Here is an 18,446-nt window from a genome sequence, read left to right as displayed (position 1 = left end):
GCACAACGGCCCGCCTTTTGGTGGGCCGTTGTGTTTCGGTTACGTGATACGGCTGGCGAGGGACGCGCCGCTAGCGTACAAATTGCGGTTATTGACCACCCGGCTCTAAGGCTGACAATGCGACTGGCGTTCCCTACTTTGTTATTCACTGCCGTGACCCTGTTGTTGAGCGTCACCGGTGTGAATGCAGCACCGCAACATGCGTTGACCGTGTACGGCGAACCGGCAAAATACCCTGCCGGCTTCAGTCATTTCGCCTACACCAACCCGCAAGCCCCCAAGGGCGGCACGATGCGTCGCTCAGCCGTCGAAATCGGTCACTTCGATCACATCTTGCCGTACATCGACAAGGGCATCGGCGTCACGCAGATCGACGGCCTGCTCTACTCGCCCCTCGCCCAGCGTTCGCTGGACGAACCTTACACAGTGTATGGCTTGGTGGCGCAGAAAATGGAGCGCTCGGACGATGGCCTGTCCCTGCGGTTCTACCTCAACCCCAAAGCCCGTTTTGCCGATGGCAAGCCGATCACCGCCGAAGATGTGCGCTACACCTTTGACCTGCTGATGACCCAGGGCAGCCTGCGCTATCGCACGCAATTCGCCGACGTCAAAGGCGTCGAGGTGGAGTCGCCGCGGACCATTCGTTTCGACTTCAAGAACAACGAAAACCGTACCCTGCCGCTGGATATCGCGACCTTGCCGGTGTTTCCCGAGCATTGGTGGAAGACCCGCGATTTCGCCGATGGCGGCGGTTACGAGGCGCCACTCGGCAGCGGCCCGTATAAAGTGGGCAAGGTCGACTCCGGGCGCAGCATCACCTTCGAGCGCAACGCCGACTGGTGGGGCAAGGATTTACCGGTCAGCCGTGGCCTCTACAATTTCGATCACTTCAGCATCGAGTACTTCGGCGATACCGACGTTGCGCGCCAGGTTTTGCGTGGCGGCGCCTACGACTATAACCGCGAATTTTCCGCCACCGGCTACTCCATCGGCTACGACAGCCCGGCCCTGAGCGACGGTCGCCTGCAAAAGTCCCACCTGGCGAAAGAGGCGCCGCAATCGGCCCAAGGGTTCGTCTTCAACCTGCAAAACCCTATATTCCAGGACCGCCGGGTGCGCCAGGCCCTGGTCATGCTCTGGGATTTCGAGTGGAGCAACCGGCAGATGATGCGCGACCTGTACATCCGCCAGCAGAGTTTCTTTTCCAACACCGACCTCGCCGCTCGACAGTTGCCGGATGCCGGTGAGCTGGCGATTCTCGAACCCCTGCGCGGGCAGATCCCCGACGAGGTGTTCACCAAAGTCTTCGAAGCGCCGAAAACCGATGGCAGCGGCGTGATCCGCGACAAACAGTTGCAGGCCCTCGACTTGCTCGATCAGGCAGGCTGGAAACCCAAAGGCGATCAACTGGTGAACGCCGATGGTCAACCGCTGAGTTTCACCTTCCTGGTCAGCCAGAATGGCATGGACCGACTGCTGCTTCCTTACAAGCGCACGCTGAAGCAGATCGGTATCGATCTGAATATTCGCCGCATCGACTCGTCCCAGTACGTCAACCGCCTGATGTCTCGCGACTACGACATGATCGTCACCGGCTACCCCGTCACCACATCTCCGGGCAATGAGCTGCACAACTACTTCGGTTCGGCGGCGGCCAACGATCCGGGCTCGAACAATTACATGGTGCTGAAGAACCCGGCTGTCGATACGCTGGTCAGCGGCCTGGTCCGCGCCAACACCCAGGCTGACATGCTGCGTTATGCCCACGCTCTGGACCGGGTGCTGCAATGGAACTACTACTGGATTCCCAACTATTACCCGCCAGGCAGCTCGACCGTGTGGTGGAACCGCTTCGGCATTCCCTCAGTGCAAGCGAGCAATGACGAAGCCATCGAAAGTTGGTGGGAGGTGAGTTCCACTCCCCTGACCAACCAACAGATGACCGCCGAACTCATCAGGCGTGGCAAACCCGGAGGGCCGCATTGATGTGGGCTTACCTACTGCGGCGCTTGCTGCTGATCATTCCGACGCTGGTGATCACTCTTCTGGTCAACTTCATTATCGTCCAGGCCGCGCCGGGTGGGCCGGTGGAACAGGCCATCGCGCATTTGCAAGGCATCGGCGGCGCGAGTGTCGGCGGCGTTTCCAGCGAAACCATGCATGGCAGTTCGCGTGCCAGCCGCGGGCTCGACCCGCAGCTGATCAAAGAGATCGAAAAGCAATATGGCTTTGATAAGCCCGCCCCGGAACGCCTGTGGCTGATGCTCAAGAGCTACGCCCGGCTCGACTTCGGCAAGAGCTTTTTCCGCGGCGCCACGGTCACCGACCTGATCCTGGAAAAAATGCCGGTGACCATTTCCCTCGGGCTCTGGGCCACGCTGATCACTTATCTGGTATCGATTCCGTTGGGCATTCGCAAAGCCGTGCATCACGGCAGCCACTTCGACATCTGGAGCAGCACGGCAATCATCATCGGCTATGCCATGCCAGCGTTCCTGTTCGCGATGTTCCTGATCGTGGTCTTCGCCGGGGGTACGTCGCTGAACTGGTTCCCGGTGCGCGGGCTGGTCTCGGACAACTTCGAATCGCTATCGACCGTGGGCAAAATCGCCGATTACTTCTGGCACCTGGTGTTGCCAGTGACGGCACTGGTGGTCGGCGGGTTTGCCACACTGACCATCCTGACCAAGAACTCTTTCCTTAACGAGATCACTCGCCAATACGTGGTCACCGCCCGCGCCAAGGGTTTGAGCGAACGCCGGGTGCTTTACGGGCACGTGTTTCGCAACGCCATGCTGCTGGTGGTCTCCGGAGTTCCCCAGGCATTCATCAGCGTATTTTTCGCGGGTTCGCTGCTGATCGAAGTGATTTTCTCCCTTGATGGTTTGGGTCGCATGAGTTACGAAGCCGCGGTTTCAAGGGACTATCCGGTGGTGTTCGGCTCGCTGTTCATTTTCACGCTGTTTGGCCTCTTGATAAAACTCGTCGGCGACCTCTGCTACACCCTGGTCGACCCGCGTATCGACTTCGCCGCGAGGAACGCCTGATGCTCAAGCTCTCGCCGTTAGGTCGCCGTCGTTTCGAACGCTTCAAGAAAAACCGCCGCGGCTGGTGGTCGCTGTGGTTGTTTGTCGGCCTGTTCCTGCTGACCCTCGGTGGCGAGCTGATCGCCAACGACAAACCGCTGATCGTCAGTTATCAGGGCTCGCTGTACTTCCCGGCATTGAAGCGTCATACCGAGCAGGAGTTCGGTGGGCAGCTGCCGTTCCAGGCGGACTACCGCAGCGACTACGTAAAGAAGCTGATTCACAAGGACGGTGGCTGGATGCTGTTCCCGCCGATTCCGTTCAGCGACGACACGCCGAACTACGACCTCAATCAACCGGCACCGAGCCCACCGACGAAGGTCAACTGGCTGGGCACCGACGATCAGGCCCGGGATGTGCTGGCTCGAGTGATTTTCGGTGCGAGAGTGTCGATCCTGTTTGCCTTGATGCTGACCTTTATCAGCGCACTGATCGGTATCGCTGCCGGCGCCCTGCAAGGCTATTACGGCGGTTGGGTCGATCTGATCGGTCAACGGCTGTTGGAGGTCTGGTCGGGGCTGCCGGTGCTGTATCTGCTGATCATCCTGTCGGGTTTCGTCGAACCGAATTTCTGGTGGTTGCTGGGGATCATGGCCCTGTTTTCCTGGCTCGCCCTGGTGGACGTGGTGCGTGCCGAGTTCCTGCGCGGGCGCAATCTGGAATACGTCAAAGCGGCGCGAGCACTGGGCCTGACCGACCGCAAAGTCATCGTGCGGCACATCCTGCCCAACGCGATGAATGCGACCTTGAGTTATCTGCCGTTCATTTTGACCGGGGCGATTTCGACCCTCACGGCCCTGGATTTCCTGGGGTTCGGCATGCCTGCCGGCAGTGCATCACTGGGCGAACTGATCGGCCAGGGCAAGCAGAACCTGCAAGCGCCATGGCTGGGTCTGACGGCGTTTTTCACCCTGGCGCTGATTCTTTCTTTACTGGTGTTTATCGGCGAGGCATTGCGTGATGCCTTCGATCCACGATCTTGAAGCGGGCTGCTGATATGAGTAACAACCTGATCGAAATCCGTGACCTCAGCGTGGCCTTCAGTGGTCAGACCGTGGTGCGCAATGTGTGCCTGGACATCCGCCCCGGCGAATGCCTGGCGCTGGTGGGCGAGTCTGGTTCCGGTAAATCGGTGACAGCCCACTCAATCCTGCAACTGCTGCCTGAGATCGGCACCGAAACCACGGGCAGCATTCGTTATCGCGCAAAGGAACTGGTGGGCGCCGACGCCAAGGTGCTACGCGAGTTGCGCGGCAACCGGATCGCGATGATTTTCCAGGAGCCGATGACCTCCCTCAATCCGCTGCACAGCATCGAAAAGCAGATCGGTGAAACCCTGCTGCTGCACAAGGGACTGGCCGGCAAAGCGGCACAAGCACGGATTCTTGAGTTGCTGCATCTGGTCGGTATCAAGAAACCCCAGGAGCGCCTCAAGGCCTATCCACATCAATTGTCCGGTGGCCAGCGACAACGGGTGATGATTGCCATGGCCCTGGCCTGCGAGCCGGAGTTGCTGGTCGCCGACGAACCCACCACGGCGCTCGACGTCACGGTGCAACGCAAGATCCTGCTGCTGCTCAAATCCCTGCAACAGCGCCTCGGCATGTCGCTGTTGCTGATCAGTCACGACCTCAATCTGGTGCGCAGCATTGCCCAGCGAGTGTGCGTGATGAAGGCTGGGGAAATTGTCGAGCAAGCGCCCTGCGAGACACTCTTCACCGAACCGAAACATCCTTACAGTTGCGTATTGTTGAACGCCGAGCCGGAAGGCGAAGCCCTGCCCCGGGACGAGCGCGAGAACGTGCTGGAAGTGGATAATTTACGGGTGCAGTTCGCGCTCGGTGGCGGGCTGTTTCAGCGCAAGACTTATCTGAAGGCCGTGGACGGTATCAGCCTGAATATTCAGCGTGGCAAGACGCTGGGCATTGTCGGTGAATCCGGTTCCGGCAAGTCAACGCTGGGCCAGGCGATCCTGCGCCTGCTCGACTCCGAAGGTAGCATTCGCTTTCAAGGTGAAGCACTGGATGGCCTGACGCAAAAGCAGCTGCGGCCGTGGCGCAAGAAAATGCAGGTGGTGTTCCAGGACCCCTTCGGCAGCCTCAGCCCGCGTATGTCCGTGGCGCAGATCATCAGTGAAGGCCTTGAGGTGCATAGCCAGTTAAGCGCTGACGAATGCAAAGCCGAAGTGATCCGGGCTCTGGAAGAAGTCGGCCTCGACCCGCAAAGCCGACATCGCTATCCCCACGAGTTCTCCGGTGGCCAACGCCAACGCATCGCCATCGCCCGGGCGCTGGTGCTGAAACCGGCACTGATCCTGCTGGATGAACCGACCTCGGCGCTGGATCGCACGGTGCAAAAACAAGTGGTCGCCCTGCTGCGTCAGCTTCAGGAAAAGCACGGCCTGACGTATCTGTTTATCAGTCATGACCTGGCGGTGGTACGCGCCCTGGCCCACGACATGATCGTGATCAAGGACGGCAAAGTGGTGGAAAGCGGCGCCAGCCACGACGTGTTCGATTCACCGCAGCATCCGTATACCAAAGAGCTGTTGGCGGCGGCGCATCCGGGGTAGGCCTTTGAACCGGGGCGCGGCCTTCGCGAGCAGGCTCGCTCCCACATTTGAAATGCAGCCTGCTCGCGAAGGGGCCCGCACAGGCAATACATCATCAGGATCAACATTTATGAACACCACCGAAAGCCTCAAGGACTACCAGCGCGTGCGCCTGCTGGCAATCCGTTCGTTGTTCGAGATCATTGAGCAGTCGAGTGAAGGCACGGTGATTGTCGATCGCGACGCCAACATCGTCTGGATGAATGAGCGTTATGCCCGGCGCTTCGGCCTTGAATCGGCGGAAGTGGCAATCGGCAAGGCCTGCGAAAGCGTGATCCCTGGCAGTCTGTTGCGTGAGGTGGTGCGCACCGGCCGGCCGATTTTGCTCGACATGCAGGACACCCCCAAAGAACCGCTGGTGGTCATGCGTCTGCCAATTCACGACGACGCCGGCGTGGTGATCGGCGCCATCGGGTTTGCGCTGTTCGACGAATTGCGCAGCCTCTCGCCGATGCTCAAGCGCTACATGAGCATGCAGGCAGAACTGGCGTCCACCCGCTCGTTGTTGCGGGCGCGTCAGACCAAGTACAACTTCGCCCATTTTATCGGCACCAGCGCCGCCAGCCTCGAAGTCAAACGCCGCGCCCGGCGCAGTGCCAGTACCGAGTCGCCGGTGTTGTTGCTGGGTGAAACCGGTACTGGCAAGGAGCTGCTGGCCCAAGCCATTCACGGTGCGTCGCCGCGCGCACACAAAGCGTTTGTCAGCATCAACAGCGCGGCGATTCCGGAGTCGCTGCTGGAAGCAGAGTTCTTCGGGACCGCCCCTGGCGCGTTTACCGGCGCCGATCGCAAGGGCCGCGCCGGCAAGCTGCAAATCGCCCAGGGCGGTACGTTGTTCCTCGATGAAATCGGCGACATGCCGTTGCCACTGCAAAGCAAACTGCTACGGGTGCTGCAGGAAAAAGAATTCGAGCCGGTGGGCTCAAACGAAGTGATCCAGAGCGATGTGCGGGTAATTGCCGCGACCTCGACGGACCTGGAAGCGGCGATCAAACGTGGCGAGTTTCGTGCCGATTTGTATTACCGTCTCAACGTGCTGCCGATCCAGGTCCCGCCGCTGCGTGACCGACTCGACGACTTGCCCGCCCTTAGTGAAGCGATTCTTGAGGAATTGCGCAGCCAACACGAACTGAACCGCGAAGCACTGGATCTGCTGGGTCAACATGCCTGGCCGGGGAATATTCGTGAATTGCGCAATGTCCTGGAACGGGCGGCATTGCTCAGTGATGACGTGATGCTGAACGCAGCGGATATCCGTGCGGCGATTGGTACGTTCACACCCGTGGAGCGCGTGGCGCCCTTGAGCGTCGAGCCGGTTGCGCATGAAACTTTCAGTGAGGCTCGGGAGCGGTTTGATCGGCAGGTGATTGAATCTGCCCTGGCGCAATGTGGCGGCAAGGTGATTGAAGCCGCGGCGCGGTTGGGGCTGGGGCGGTCGACGCTGTACAAGAAGATGGTGGCGTTGGGAATTGCCGAGTCTCTATAACGAGACATGAATCTCCATTAGTAGACCATGTCTTTGGAGCGCTTCGCGCTCATCGCGGGCAAGCCCGTTCCCACAGGTTTACGGGATCGACCGGAAGAATTCGGTCAACTGTGGGAGCGGATTTGCCCGCAGATGAAGTCAGCCCGGCCAATAAATATCTCCACATGGAGACACGAAGTTCAAACTCAACTCCAAAATCCGATATATATCCTTATATTTCAACGAGTTAACGTTGTGGCACGAAACCCGCTATAGCCCTCTCCCACAAAAGTTCCACCTTACAAAAATAACAAATCCAGGAGACACACCATGAGTGTGATCATTGCCTTGGCAGCCCTCACGCTGCTGATGCTGGCTGCTTACCGTGGCTACAGCGTTATTCTCTTTGCCCCGATTGCCGCCCTCGGCGCCGTTCTGCTCACCGACCCTTCTGCCGTCGCCCCTGCCTTCACCGGGGTGTTCATGGAGAAAATGGTCGGCTTCATCAAACTGTATTTCCCGGTGTTCCTGCTCGGTGCAGTGTTCGGCAAGCTGATCGAGTTGTCCGGCTTCTCGCGCTCTATCGTCGCCGCAGCAATTCGTCTGCTCGGCACCCGTCAGGCCATGCTGGTGATCGTGCTCGTCTGCGCCCTGCTCACTTATGGCGGCGTGTCGTTGTTCGTCGTGGTGTTCGCGGTCTATCCATTTGCCGCCGAAATGTTCCGCCAGAGCAACATCCCCAAACGCCTGATCCCGGCGACCATCGCCCTGGGTGCATTCTCGTTCACCATGGACGCCCTACCCGGCACCCCGCAAATCCAGAACATCATCCCCAGCACCTTCTTCAACACCACCGCCTGGGCCGCGCCCTGGCTGGGCCTGATCGGCTCGATCTTCGTGGTCTGCGCCGGCATGCTGTTTCTCCAGCGCCAACGCAACAAGGCTCAGCGCGCCGGTGAAGGCTATGGCACCGAGTTGCGCAACGAACCGGAAACCGCTACCGACATCAAACTGCCGAATCCGTGGATCGCACTGTCGCCGCTGCTGGCTGTAGGCATCATGAACCTGCTGTTTACCCAGTGGATTCCACAGTGGTACGGCAAGACCCACAGCCTCGCGCTGCCGGGCATGGCTGCACCGGTGACCACCGAAATCGCCAAACTGACGGCGATCTGGGCGGTTCAGGCAGCCTTGCTGGTCGGCATCATCATGGTGCTGGTATTCGGCTTCCAGGCGATTCGCGGCAAGTTGGCCGAAGGCAGTAGAAGTGCAGTCAGCGGTTCGCTTCTGGCGGCAATGAACACAGCATCGGAATACGGATTTGGTGCGGTGATCGCCTCTTTGCCAGGCTTTCTGGTGCTGGCCGACTGGCTCAAGAGCATTCCCAATCCGCTGGTCAACGAAGCGATTACCGTGACCCTGCTGGCCGGTATCACCGGCTCCGCGTCGGGCGGTATGAGCATTGCACTGGCGGCCATGGCCAATGACTTCATCGCAGCAGCCCATGCGGCAAACATTCCACTGGAAGTGCTGCACCGGGTGGCCGCGATGGCCAGCGGCGGCATGGACACCCTGCCGCACAACGGCGCGGTGATCACCTTGCTGGCCGTCACCGGCCTGACCCACCGCGAGGCCTACAAAGACATTTTCTGTATTACGCTGATCAAGACCCTGGCGGTTTTTGTAGTGATCGGTACTTTCTACGCCACTGGCATTGTGTGAGGTATTCATGACGACTCTTTCGGGCAAGACTGCACTGGTCACCGGTTCCACCAGCGGAATCGGCTTAGGGATAGCCCTCAGCCTGGCCAAGGCCGGGGCCAACGTAGTCCTCAACGGGTTTGGCGATGCCTCAAGGGTGATTGCCGAAATCGAACAGTTTGGCGGCAAAGTCGGCCATCATCCCGCCGACGTCAGCAACCCTGAACAGATCGCCGAGATGATCGCCTACGCCGAGCGTGAATTCGGCGGCATCGACATTCTGGTTAACAACGCCGGCATCCAGCACGTTGCATCAGTGGAAGACTTCCCGGTGGAGCGCTGGGATTCGATCATTGCGGTCAACCTGTCCTCGGTATTCCACAGCACCCGTCTGAGCTTGCCGGGCATGCGCGCAAAGGGCTGGGGCCGGATCATCAACATCGCGTCCGTGCATGGCCAGGTCGGGTCGGTCGGCAAGGCGGCTTACGTAGCAGCCAAGCATGGAGTCATCGGTTTGACCAAGGTTGTGGGTCTGGAAACGGCCACCAGCAATGTCACCTGCAACGCCATCTGTCCGGGTTGGGTGTTGACGCCGTTGGTGCAGAAGCAAATTGATGACCGCATCGCCAAGGGCACCGACCCGCAGCAGGCGCAGCATGATTTGCTGGCCGAGAAGCAGCCTTCGCTGGAGTTTGTGACGCCGCCACAATTGGGCGAACTGGTGCTGTTTCTGTGCAGCGAAGCCGGTAGCCAGGTGCGTGGCGCGGCGTGGAATATTGATGGTGGGTGGTTGGCGCAGTGATCTGACGCTGGACCGCGTTATCGTTCATCGCGGGCAAGCCACGCTCCCACACATTTTTGTGGTTGGCGCCGGATTAGGGTTCTACACAAACCTTGTGGGAACGTGGCTTGCCCGCGAATGGATCTGAAGATAGAAGAAGAGGCAAGCCATGTCCGACATCCTCTGGCAACCCAGCGCCGAGCGCATCAGCAAGACCCGTATGGAGGCCTTTCGGCGCTTCATCAATCAGCGGCACCATCTTCACGTCGACGACTACCCTGCCCTGCATCAATGGTCCATTGATCAGCGCGAGGACTTCTGGCAGGCCATCGTCGATTTCTTCGACATCCGCTTTCACGACCAACCGGATTCGGTGCTGGCGGAAGGCCCAACAATGCCCAGCGCCCAGTGGTTCCCCGGCGCGACCCTGAACTTCGCCGAGCACTTGCTGCGCCGTCGCGACGATGCCGTGGCGGTGGTTGCCATCGGTGAAAGCGGTCAGCGCGAACAGCTTAGCTGGGGGGAACTGGCGGAGCATGTCGCGGGTTTCCAGAACAGTTTGAAAGCGGCGGGCGTCGGCGTTGGCGACCGGGTGGCCGCGTGCATGCCCAACACCTGGCAAACCCTGGTAGCCATGCTCGCCACCACCAGCCTGGGGGCAATCTGGTCCTGTTCTTCGCCGGACTTCGGCACTCAAGGGGTGATCGACCGTTTCGGTCAGATCGAGCCGAAGGTGCTGCTCACCTGCGCCGGTTATCGCTATGCCGGCAAAGAGATCGACCAGACAGCCAAGGTCAATGAAATCCTCGAACGCCTGCCATCCTTGCAGCAGCTGATCGTCGTGCCTTACGCACGGCCGCAGGCGCACATCGTAGATTTGCGCACCGTGGCCAACGTAACGCTGTGGGATGATTTCTACGACGTTGGCGGCGAACCGGATTTCGTTCCGGTGCCCTTTGCTCATCCGCTGTACATCCTCTATTCCAGTGGCACCACCGGCGTGCCCAAATGCATCATTCACAGCACCGGCGGCGTGCTGCTGCAACACGTCAAGGAACATGGCCTGCATGGCGATCTCGGCCCCGGCGACCGTTTGTTCTACTACACCACGTGCGGCTGGATGATGTGGAACTGGCTGGTCTCGGCCCTGGCCGTGGACAGCGCCGTGGTGCTGTATGACGGCTCGCCGTTTCATCCCGGTCCCGAGCGTTTGATCGACCTGATTGACGACGAGCGCATCAGCGTCTTCGGCACCAGCCCCAAGTACCTCGCGACCCTGGAAAACACTGGCGTGAAGCCTCGGCAAAGCCATGATCTTGGCAGTCTGAAAATTCTGTTATGCACCGGTTCTGCGTTGTCGCCCCAGAGTTACGACTACGTCTACCGCGACCTCAAGACTGACCTGTGCCTGGCCTCGATGTCCGGCGGTACCGACATCGTTTCGTGCTTTGTGAACGGCAACCCGTTGCAGCCGGTACGACGAGGGGAAATACAGGGCAAAAGTCTGGGCATGGCCGTCGAGGTCTGGAATGACGCAGGTGTTCCGGTCATTGGCGAAAAAGGCGAACTGGTCTGCACGCGACACTTCCCGGCGATGCCCATTGGCCTGTGGAACGACCCCACCGGAGAAAAACTGCACGCGTCCTACTTCAGCCAGTTCCCCGGTGTCTGGGCTCAAGGCGATTACGCCGAACAACTGCCCCACGGCGCGATGATGATCCACGGGCGTTCCGACGCAGTACTCAACCCTGGCGGCGTGCGAATCGGCACGGCGGAAATCTACCGTCAGGTGGAGAAAGTCCCGCAGGTGCTCGACAGCGTGGCCATCGGTCAGCAATGGCTGGATGACGTGCGGGTGGTGCTGTTCGTCCGTTTGCGTGACGGGGTCGAACTGGACGAAGGACTTGAACAGCAGATTCGCCAGGCCATTCGCGCCAATACCACGCCAAGGCATGTGCCAGCGAAGATTGTCGCAGTGACGGACATTCCGCGCACGATAAGCGGCAAGGTGGTCGAATTGGCGGTGAGGAATGTGGTGCATGGGCAGAAGGTGAAAAATACCGACGCCTTGGCCAACCCCGAGGCATTGGAGCAATTCCGAAACCGCCCAGAACTCCTTGATTGACGGAGATCAAGTGTGGGAGCGGGCTTGCTCGCGAAAGCGCCGGGTCAGTCAATATCGATGTCGGCTGATACACCGCCTTCGCGAGCAAGCCCGCTCCCTCATTGAATCTATTTCAATCCATCAATCCCCATTCGCCAGGTGGTGCGTGGGGGCCGGGTGATGCTTCGGCGTGCAGTTTCAGCCGCAGTCGGAGGTTGTTCACCGAGTCCGCATGTTTCAACGCCTCATCCTCTTCAATCACCCCTTCGACGACCAGTGCGTAAAGCGCACAGTCGAACGTCTGCATCCCCAGCTCCACCGACTTCTCCATGATCCCCTTGAGTTCGGAAAACTCATTGCGCCGGATCAGATCGCCAATCGTCGGCGTGCCCAACATCACTTCCACCGCCGCCCGTCGCTGACCGTCGCGGGTGCGCACCAAACGCTGGGAAACAAAAGCCTTGAGGTTGTTGCCCAGGTCATGGAGCAACTGAGCCCGGCGCTCTTCGGGGAAGAAGTTGATAATCCGGTCCAGCGCCTGATGGGCGTTGTGAGCATGCAGGGTGGAGATCACCAGATGACCGGTATCGGCAAACGCCAACGCGTGTTCCATGGTCTCGCGGTCACGAATTTCACCGATCAGCACCACGTCCGGTGCCTGGCGCAGGGTATTTTTCAATGCGGCATGAAAACTGCGGGTATCGACGCCCACCTCGCGCTGGTTGATGATCGACTTCTTGTGCCGATGGAGGAACTCGACCGGGTCTTCAATGGTGATGATATGTCCACTGCTGTGGCGGTTGCGGTAGTCGATCAAGGCGGCCAGTGAGGTCGACTTGCCCGAGTCGGTGGCACCGGTGAACAGCATCAGCCCTTGTTTGAGCATCACCGTTTCGAGCAACACCGCCGGCAAATTGAGGTCTTCGAAGCGCGGAATGTCGAGCTTGATGTTGCGTGCCACGATTGACACATCGTTGCGTTGCTTGAAGATGTTGACCCGGAAGCGCCCGACCCCGATCAAGGAGATCGCCAGGTTCATCTCCAGTTCCCGCTCAAACTCCAGACGCTGCTCGGCGTCCATGACGGACTCGGCGATGGCCGAGATTTCTCCCGGCTTGAGAGGCTGATCAGCCAGGGGTTTGAGTACACCGTCGACCCGCGCACAGGGTGGCGCACCGGTAGAAAGGTAAAGATCGGAGCCACCCTGATTAGCCAGGAGCCTCAACAGCACATCGATTTCCATGGCAAAAAGCACCCGCGAAGCATTCAATGAAAAAAATATGACCCAACGCGGGTCACCTAGCGTCTACCACCTTGCAAGGATAGTAGACGCCGCCACACCGACTTAAGTGCAGGACATTTTGATGAATGCATCACCGACCGGCAGCGATGCACAGGCCTTGATTGCCAGAATCGACTGGACACGCAGCCCGCTAGGCGCTGCCAGTACCTGGCCACAGAGCCTGCGAACCGCCGTGGACATCGTGATTCATTCACCGATGCCGATGTTACTGCTGTGGGGCCCGCAGCTCACGCAGATCTACAACGATGGCTTCGCCCTGTTGGCCGGCAGCAAGCATCCAGGTGCTTTCGGACAGCCGACGCACCAGATCTGGCCAGAACTCCAAGACTTTACCGACCCGATTTACAGCGCCGTCCTACAAGGCCAAGTGCGAACCTACAGCGAACAGCGCTTCACGTTGCAGCGCGATGACGGTGATTCGGACTTCTGGCTGGACCTGACCTACAGCCCGATCCGCGATGAAAGCGCCCAGGTCGCCGGAATTCTGGTCACCGCCATTGAAACCAACGAACGCCGACGCATCGCCCTCGAACTCGAACAGCGCTCGGCCGCCAGCCTCAAGGCCCAGCACGAAACCGAGGAGCGCCTGCAACTGGCACTCGCTGCCACCGATGCTGTCGGCACCTGGGACTGGGACATCAGCGAAGACCGCTTCATCGCCGACACCCACTTCGCTCAATTACATGGCGTCGACCCCTTACTCGCCAGTCAGTTACCCATCAGCGACTACCTCTATGCAGTGCACCCGGAAGACCGCGCCATGGTCGCGCGCGGCATCAAACACTCCATCACTAACGGCACCGAGTACGCCGAGGAATATCGTTTGCTGCAACCTGACGGCCAACTGCGCTGGGTGTTTGCCCGCGGCCGTTGCTACAAGGATCACCACGGCCGGCCGATCCGCTTTCTTGGCGCGGCCCTGGACCTGACCGAACGCAAACTCACCGAGCAGGCCCTGCGCCAGAGTCAGACCGAGCTGCAATTGATCATCAACGCCATGCCGATCCTGATCAGCTACGTGGACAGCGAGGAACGTTTTCGCCTGAACAATGCCGCCTACCTCGACTGGTACGGCCTGACGCCCCAGGAACTCTATGGCCGGACCATCCGTGAAGTGCTGGGCGATGAAGCCTACGCCCTGCGCGCCGAATACATCGGCGAAGCCCTGTCCGGTAGGCCCTGCTGTTTCAGCATCAGCGCCGCGCACCGTGACGGCAGCAGCCGCCAGGCCTTGATGAATTACCTGCCGCGCCACGGTGCCGATGGTGCAGTGAATGGTTTCTACATTTTTGTGATCGACGAAACCGAACGCAAACAGACTGAAGAAGCCCTGCGCAATCTCAATGAAACCCTTGAGGAACGGGTCGTCGCGCGCACCCAGCAACTGGCCGAAGCCAACCAGCGCCTGCAAAACGAGATGGTCGAACGCGAGCGCGCCGAAGAAGCGTTGCGGCACGCGCAGAAAATGGAAGCGGTGGGCCAGCTCACCGGCGGCATCGCCCACGACTTCAACAATATGCTCACCGGCATCATCGGCAGCCTCGACTTGATGCAACGCTACATTGCCGATGGGCGCACCGCCGAAATCGGTCGTTTCACCGAGGCGGCGGTGTCCTCGGCCAACCGCGCCGCCGCCCTGACCCATCGCCTGCTGGCGTTCTCAAGGCGTCAGTCGCTGGATCGCAAGCCGCTGAACGCCAACGAGCTGATCCACTCTCTGGAAGATTTGCTCAGCCGGACCAAAGGCGACCACATCGAGCTCAAACTGCAATTGGCCGATGAAGTGTGGCCGGTCAGCACCGACGTCAGTCAACTGGAAAACGCTCTGCTCAACCTGGTGATCAACGCCCGGGACGCCATGCCCGATGGCGGCGAGTTGCTGATCGAAACCGCCAACATTTACCTCGACGGCAGTGACATCACGACCCTGGAACAGGTCAAGGCCGGGGATTATGTAATGATTGCCGTCAGCGACGACGGTATCGGCATGTCGCCGTCAGTGCTGGCCAAGGCCTTCGATCCGTTCTTTACCACCAAACCCATCGGCCAGGGCACCGGCCTCGGCTTGTCGATGATCTACGGTTTTGCCCAGCAGTCGGGTGGACACGTCAGCCTTTATAGCTTGCCGGGCCAGGGCACCAGCGTTCGCCTATACCTGCCTCGACTGTTCGTCTCGGAGCCGGAAAATACCTTGTTACCGGTCACCAGTGAGCCGCCAGCAGCGATTGCCGGTGAAACCGTGGTGTTGGTGGAAGACGATCCGGCGGTGCGAATGTTGGTGCTCGACCTGCTGAACGAGCTGGGCTATCACGCCCATGAAGCCGAAGACGCGAAAACCGCCCTGCCCTTGCTGGAATCGGACCTGCGGGTGGATCTGTTGGTGACCGATGTCGGATTGCCGGGGATGAACGGTCGACAACTGGCAGAAATTGCTCGTCAGCACCGGCCGGGCCTCAAGGTGCTGTTCATGACCGGTTATGCGGAGAAAGCCGCCGAACGCCAGGGCTTTCTGGAGGAAGGCATGGACATGGTGGCCAAGCCCTTTTCCATCGACCTGCTGGCTAACAAGATTCGCACGATGATCGGCCAACCCGAGTGAGTTAAGGCATAATCGCGCGCCCCGCTGTCACCACCGTTGCAAGGTACCTGCCCCAATGAAAGCTCAAGCCCGCCATATTCTGGTGAAAACCTCGGACGAAGCCGAGCAGCTCAAACAACGCATCGCCAAGGGCGAGGCCTTCGATGTGCTGGCCAAGAAATACTCCACCTGCCCGTCCGGCAAGCGCGGGGGCGACCTGGGTGAAGTACGGCCGGGGCAGATGGTCGGCGTGATCGATGCGGTGATCTTCAAAAAACCGCTGCGGGTTGTGCATGGTCCGATCAAGAGCAAATTTGGTTATCACTTGGTGCAGGTGTTTTACCGGGATTGATCGGTTGGCTTTCGGGCCCCTTCACGAGCAAGCCCGCTCCCACAAGTTTTGTGTCGTACACACTTTCGCGATCAACACACAAATCCTGTGGGAGCGGGCTTGCCCGCGATCCGATGGCACAGCCAGCGGCCATTCAGCCTTTACTTCGGGATCAGTGCTCCAGGAACCTGAATCACCCGACTCGCCAACCGATGCCCCGCCTCGGCCGCTTCCACCGGGCTGCCACCCTTCAGCCGACTGGCCAAATACGCCGCACTAAACGAATCCCCTGCCGCCGTGGTATCCACCACCCGCTCGACCTTCTGTGCCGGTACTTCGAAGGATTCGCCGCCACAACGAATCAAGCACGCCTCGGCACCACGTTTAAGCACCACCTCGGGCGTGCCAATCTGCTCGTACGCCGCAAACACCGCCTCGCAACCAGAAAAACCAAACAACGCCTGCTCGTCATCGACCGTCAGCAACGCCAGGTCGACATAGGACAGAACGCTGCGATAGGCCGCCCGTGCCTCCTCGATCGATGCCCACAAACGTGGCCGATAGTTGTTGTCGAACACGATCTGCGCATCCCGCTGTCGGGCTTCGATCAGGGTTTCCAGCAACTTCTCCCGACCTTGTACGCCGAGCACCGCCAGGGTGATGCCGCTGAAATAAAGCACGTCGTAATCCGGCAGCGCCGCCAGGATCGGCGCGGCGGCCGGGGTGGTGAAGCAATCGCGGACTGCCGCTTCGTTGCGCCAGTAGAGAAAGCGTCGCTCGCCGGCAGCATCGGTCTGGATGCAATACAAACCAGGCAATCGGCCGGGCAAGCGCTGGACCATGCCCAGCCCGATGTTTTCGGCAGCCCAGCGCTGACACATCGCATCGCTGAAACTGTCATCACCCAGGGCGGTGACGTAATCCACCGTGCCGCCATCGGCCAATTCCCGGGACAGGTAGACCGCCGTGTTCAGGGTATCGCCGCCGAAGCTCTGTTGCAGAGCGCCATCGGCGCGCTGCTGCAACTCGATCATGCACTCGCCGATCAGAGCGATGCGCGGGGTGTTGGGGCCGAGGGTGCTGATGGTGTTCATCGATGTTGGGATCTCTGGTGTCGACGTTGTCTGGGCGGCCGCCATCGCGGGCAAGCGCGCTCCCACATTGAATCTTCAGTGTTCACGAGATCCCTGTGGGAGCGGGCTTGCCCGCGATGGCCGCGCCGCGCTCTCAAGCCTTAGAAACAGGTTTCCATGGTTTCGATGACATTCAGCTGCTCATCCACCAGACACCCGATACGCCACTTGTCGAACGTCAGGCACGGGTGCGAAGTACCAAAGGAAATAATGTCCCCCACTCGCAACTCAACCCCCGGCGCTACCGTCATGAATGCATGCTGGTCCATCACCGCCGTCACCTTGCAAGCGCTGACATCATCGCCAATCGCCGGCACCACGCCGGCCTTGTAACGCAGCAACGGCACCGGCAAACCGGCGTCGTAGGCCACGTCGCGTTTACCCAGGGCGATCACCGCAAACCCCGGCTCTGGCAACGACTGCACATGAGCCCAGACTTCCAGCGCCGGGCGCAGGCCTTCGTGCAGATCGCTGCGACGGTCGAGCACGCAGCATTGCGCCTCTTTGTAGATGCCATGGTCGTGCGCCACATAACTGCCGGGACGCAGAACGCTGAGGAAGCGACCACTGGCGTTCTGTGCTTCGAAGGATTCGGCAATCAAGTCATACCAGGCCGAGCCCGAGGCGGTGATGATCGGTTTGGCAATGGCGAACGCACCGCTGTCCTGCAACTGCACGGCCAAGCGCACCAAGGAGGCGGCGAACTCGCAGATGCCGGTGACCGCGTGATCACCGTGGATCACCCCTTCGTAACCTTCGATGCCGGTCAGCGCCAACGCCGGTTGCCCCGCGATGGCCTTGGCCAGGGCAACCACTTCCTCTTCCGTGCGGCAACCGCAACGACCGCCAACCACGCCGTACTCGATCATCACGTTCAAGCGCACACCACGAGAGGCGAAATACGCGCCGAGGTCAGCGACGTTGTCCGGGTGATCGACCATGCAATGGAAGTCGAAAGCCGGGTCTGCCAGCAGGTCGGCGATCAGCGCCATGTTCGGCGTACCGACCAATTGGTTGGCCATCAACACCCGGTGCACACCATGGGCGTAAGCCGCACGGGTCTGGGTGGCGCTGGCCAGGGTGATGCCCCAGGCACCGGCATCGAGTTGGCGGCGAAACAGCGCGGGGGTCATGCTGGTTTTACCGTGGGGCGCTAGTTCGGCGCCGCTGTTGCTGACAAAAGCCTGCATCCAGCGAATGTTGTGTTCCAGTGCCTCGCGATGCAGCACCAGCGCGGGCAGGCTGACGTCGCGCACCAGGTTGGCGCCAGTGTGGGCAAAGCCCTTTTCCACGACGGCAGTATTTTTGGCAGATGACATGTTCGAACTCCTCACATTCGCGGCCGCAGGCAGC

13 protein-coding genes are annotated in these 18,446 nt (G+C 60.1%); 10 read left to right on the top strand and 3 right to left on the bottom strand.

Translation table 11 applies throughout. The features are described 5' to 3' along the window. The first annotated feature begins 117 nt into the window (after positions 1 to 117). The 8 genes from FQ185_RS21325 (at position 118) to FQ185_RS21290 (ending at position 11,769) form a co-directional block, all read left to right on the top strand. Positions 118 to 1,986: an extracellular solute-binding protein gene (locus FQ185_RS21325; RefSeq protein WP_149419149.1), complete on the top strand. Its 1,869-nt coding sequence runs from the start codon at positions 118 to 120 to the stop codon at positions 1,984 to 1,986. After that, positions 1,986 to 3,047, top strand: a complete 1,062-nt coding sequence (locus FQ185_RS21320) for a microcin C ABC transporter permease YejB (RefSeq protein ID WP_149419148.1) — start codon at positions 1,986 to 1,988, stop codon at positions 3,045 to 3,047. Before FQ185_RS21325 ends, FQ185_RS21320 begins: the two co-directional genes overlap by 1 nt. Then, positions 3,047 to 4,069, top strand: a complete 1,023-nt coding sequence (locus FQ185_RS21315) for an ABC transporter permease (RefSeq protein WP_149419147.1) — start codon at positions 3,047 to 3,049, stop codon at positions 4,067 to 4,069. The genes FQ185_RS21320 and FQ185_RS21315 overlap by 1 nt, the downstream gene beginning before the upstream one ends. A 14-nt stretch (positions 4,070 to 4,083) precedes the next feature. After that, a complete protein-coding gene (locus FQ185_RS21310; RefSeq protein ID WP_149419146.1) occupies positions 4,084 to 5,658 on the top strand; it encodes an ABC transporter ATP-binding protein in 1,575 nt (524 codons plus the stop codon). A gap of 109 nt (positions 5,659 to 5,767) precedes the next feature. Then, positions 5,768 to 7,183 carry a sigma-54-dependent Fis family transcriptional regulator gene (locus tag FQ185_RS21305; RefSeq protein WP_149419145.1) on the top strand — a complete coding sequence of 472 codons (1,416 nt, stop codon included), beginning with the start codon at positions 5,768 to 5,770 and terminating at the stop codon, positions 7,181 to 7,183. Positions 7,184 to 7,492: 309 nt separating this feature from the next. Next, positions 7,493 to 8,884, top strand: a complete 1,392-nt coding sequence (locus tag FQ185_RS21300; protein ID WP_149419144.1) for a GntP family permease — start codon at positions 7,493 to 7,495, stop codon at positions 8,882 to 8,884. Between the two features lie 7 nt (positions 8,885 to 8,891). Next, positions 8,892 to 9,665 carry a 3-hydroxybutyrate dehydrogenase gene (hbdH, locus tag FQ185_RS21295; RefSeq protein WP_149419143.1) on the top strand — a complete coding sequence of 258 codons (774 nt, stop codon included), beginning with the start codon at positions 8,892 to 8,894 and terminating at the stop codon, positions 9,663 to 9,665. Positions 9,666 to 9,813: 148 nt separating this feature from the next. Further along, entirely contained in the window at positions 9,814 to 11,769 is a 1,956-nt protein-coding gene (locus FQ185_RS21290) for an acetoacetate--CoA ligase (RefSeq protein WP_149419142.1), read from the top strand. 112 nt (positions 11,770 to 11,881) lie between these two features. Here FQ185_RS21290 and FQ185_RS21285 read toward each other — a convergent pair whose 3' ends face one another. Beyond that, complete coding sequence (locus FQ185_RS21285) at positions 11,882 to 12,991, bottom strand: PilT/PilU family type 4a pilus ATPase (protein WP_149419141.1); 1,110 nt, start codon at positions 12,989 to 12,991, stop codon at positions 11,882 to 11,884. Between the two features lie 121 nt (positions 12,992 to 13,112). Between FQ185_RS21285 and FQ185_RS21280 the strand changes: the two genes are divergently transcribed. After that, the gene (locus FQ185_RS21280) at positions 13,113 to 15,650 is read left to right on the top strand and encodes a PAS domain S-box protein (protein ID WP_149419140.1); all 2,538 of its coding nucleotides are present in this window, start codon (positions 13,113 to 13,115) and stop codon (positions 15,648 to 15,650) included. Positions 15,651 to 15,705: 55 nt separating this feature from the next. Beyond that, positions 15,706 to 15,981 (top strand): peptidylprolyl isomerase, encoded by a 276-nt coding sequence (locus FQ185_RS21275; RefSeq protein WP_149419139.1) that lies wholly within the window; start codon positions 15,706 to 15,708, stop codon positions 15,979 to 15,981. A gap of 140 nt (positions 15,982 to 16,121) precedes the next feature. On the opposite strand, the gene FQ185_RS21270 is transcribed toward FQ185_RS21275, so the two are convergent. Together FQ185_RS21270 and FQ185_RS21265 are read right to left on the bottom strand one after the other, a co-directional pair. Next, entirely contained in the window at positions 16,122 to 17,054 is a 933-nt protein-coding gene (locus FQ185_RS21270) for a sugar kinase (protein ID WP_149419138.1), read from the bottom strand. Between the two features lie 140 nt (positions 17,055 to 17,194). Next, positions 17,195 to 18,412, bottom strand: coding sequence for an amino acid deaminase (locus FQ185_RS21265; RefSeq protein WP_149419137.1), 1,218 nt, complete (start codon positions 18,410 to 18,412; stop codon positions 17,195 to 17,197). Positions 18,413 to 18,446: the final 34 nt, after the last annotated feature.

The sequence above is a fragment of the Pseudomonas sp. ANT_H12B genome (genome assembly GCF_008369325.1).
In the GTDB taxonomy this organism is placed as follows: Bacteria; Pseudomonadota; Gammaproteobacteria; order Pseudomonadales; family Pseudomonadaceae; genus Aquipseudomonas.
The sequence above is the reverse complement of the archived record's forward strand: the minus strand, read 5'-3'. Positions and strand labels throughout refer to the sequence as shown.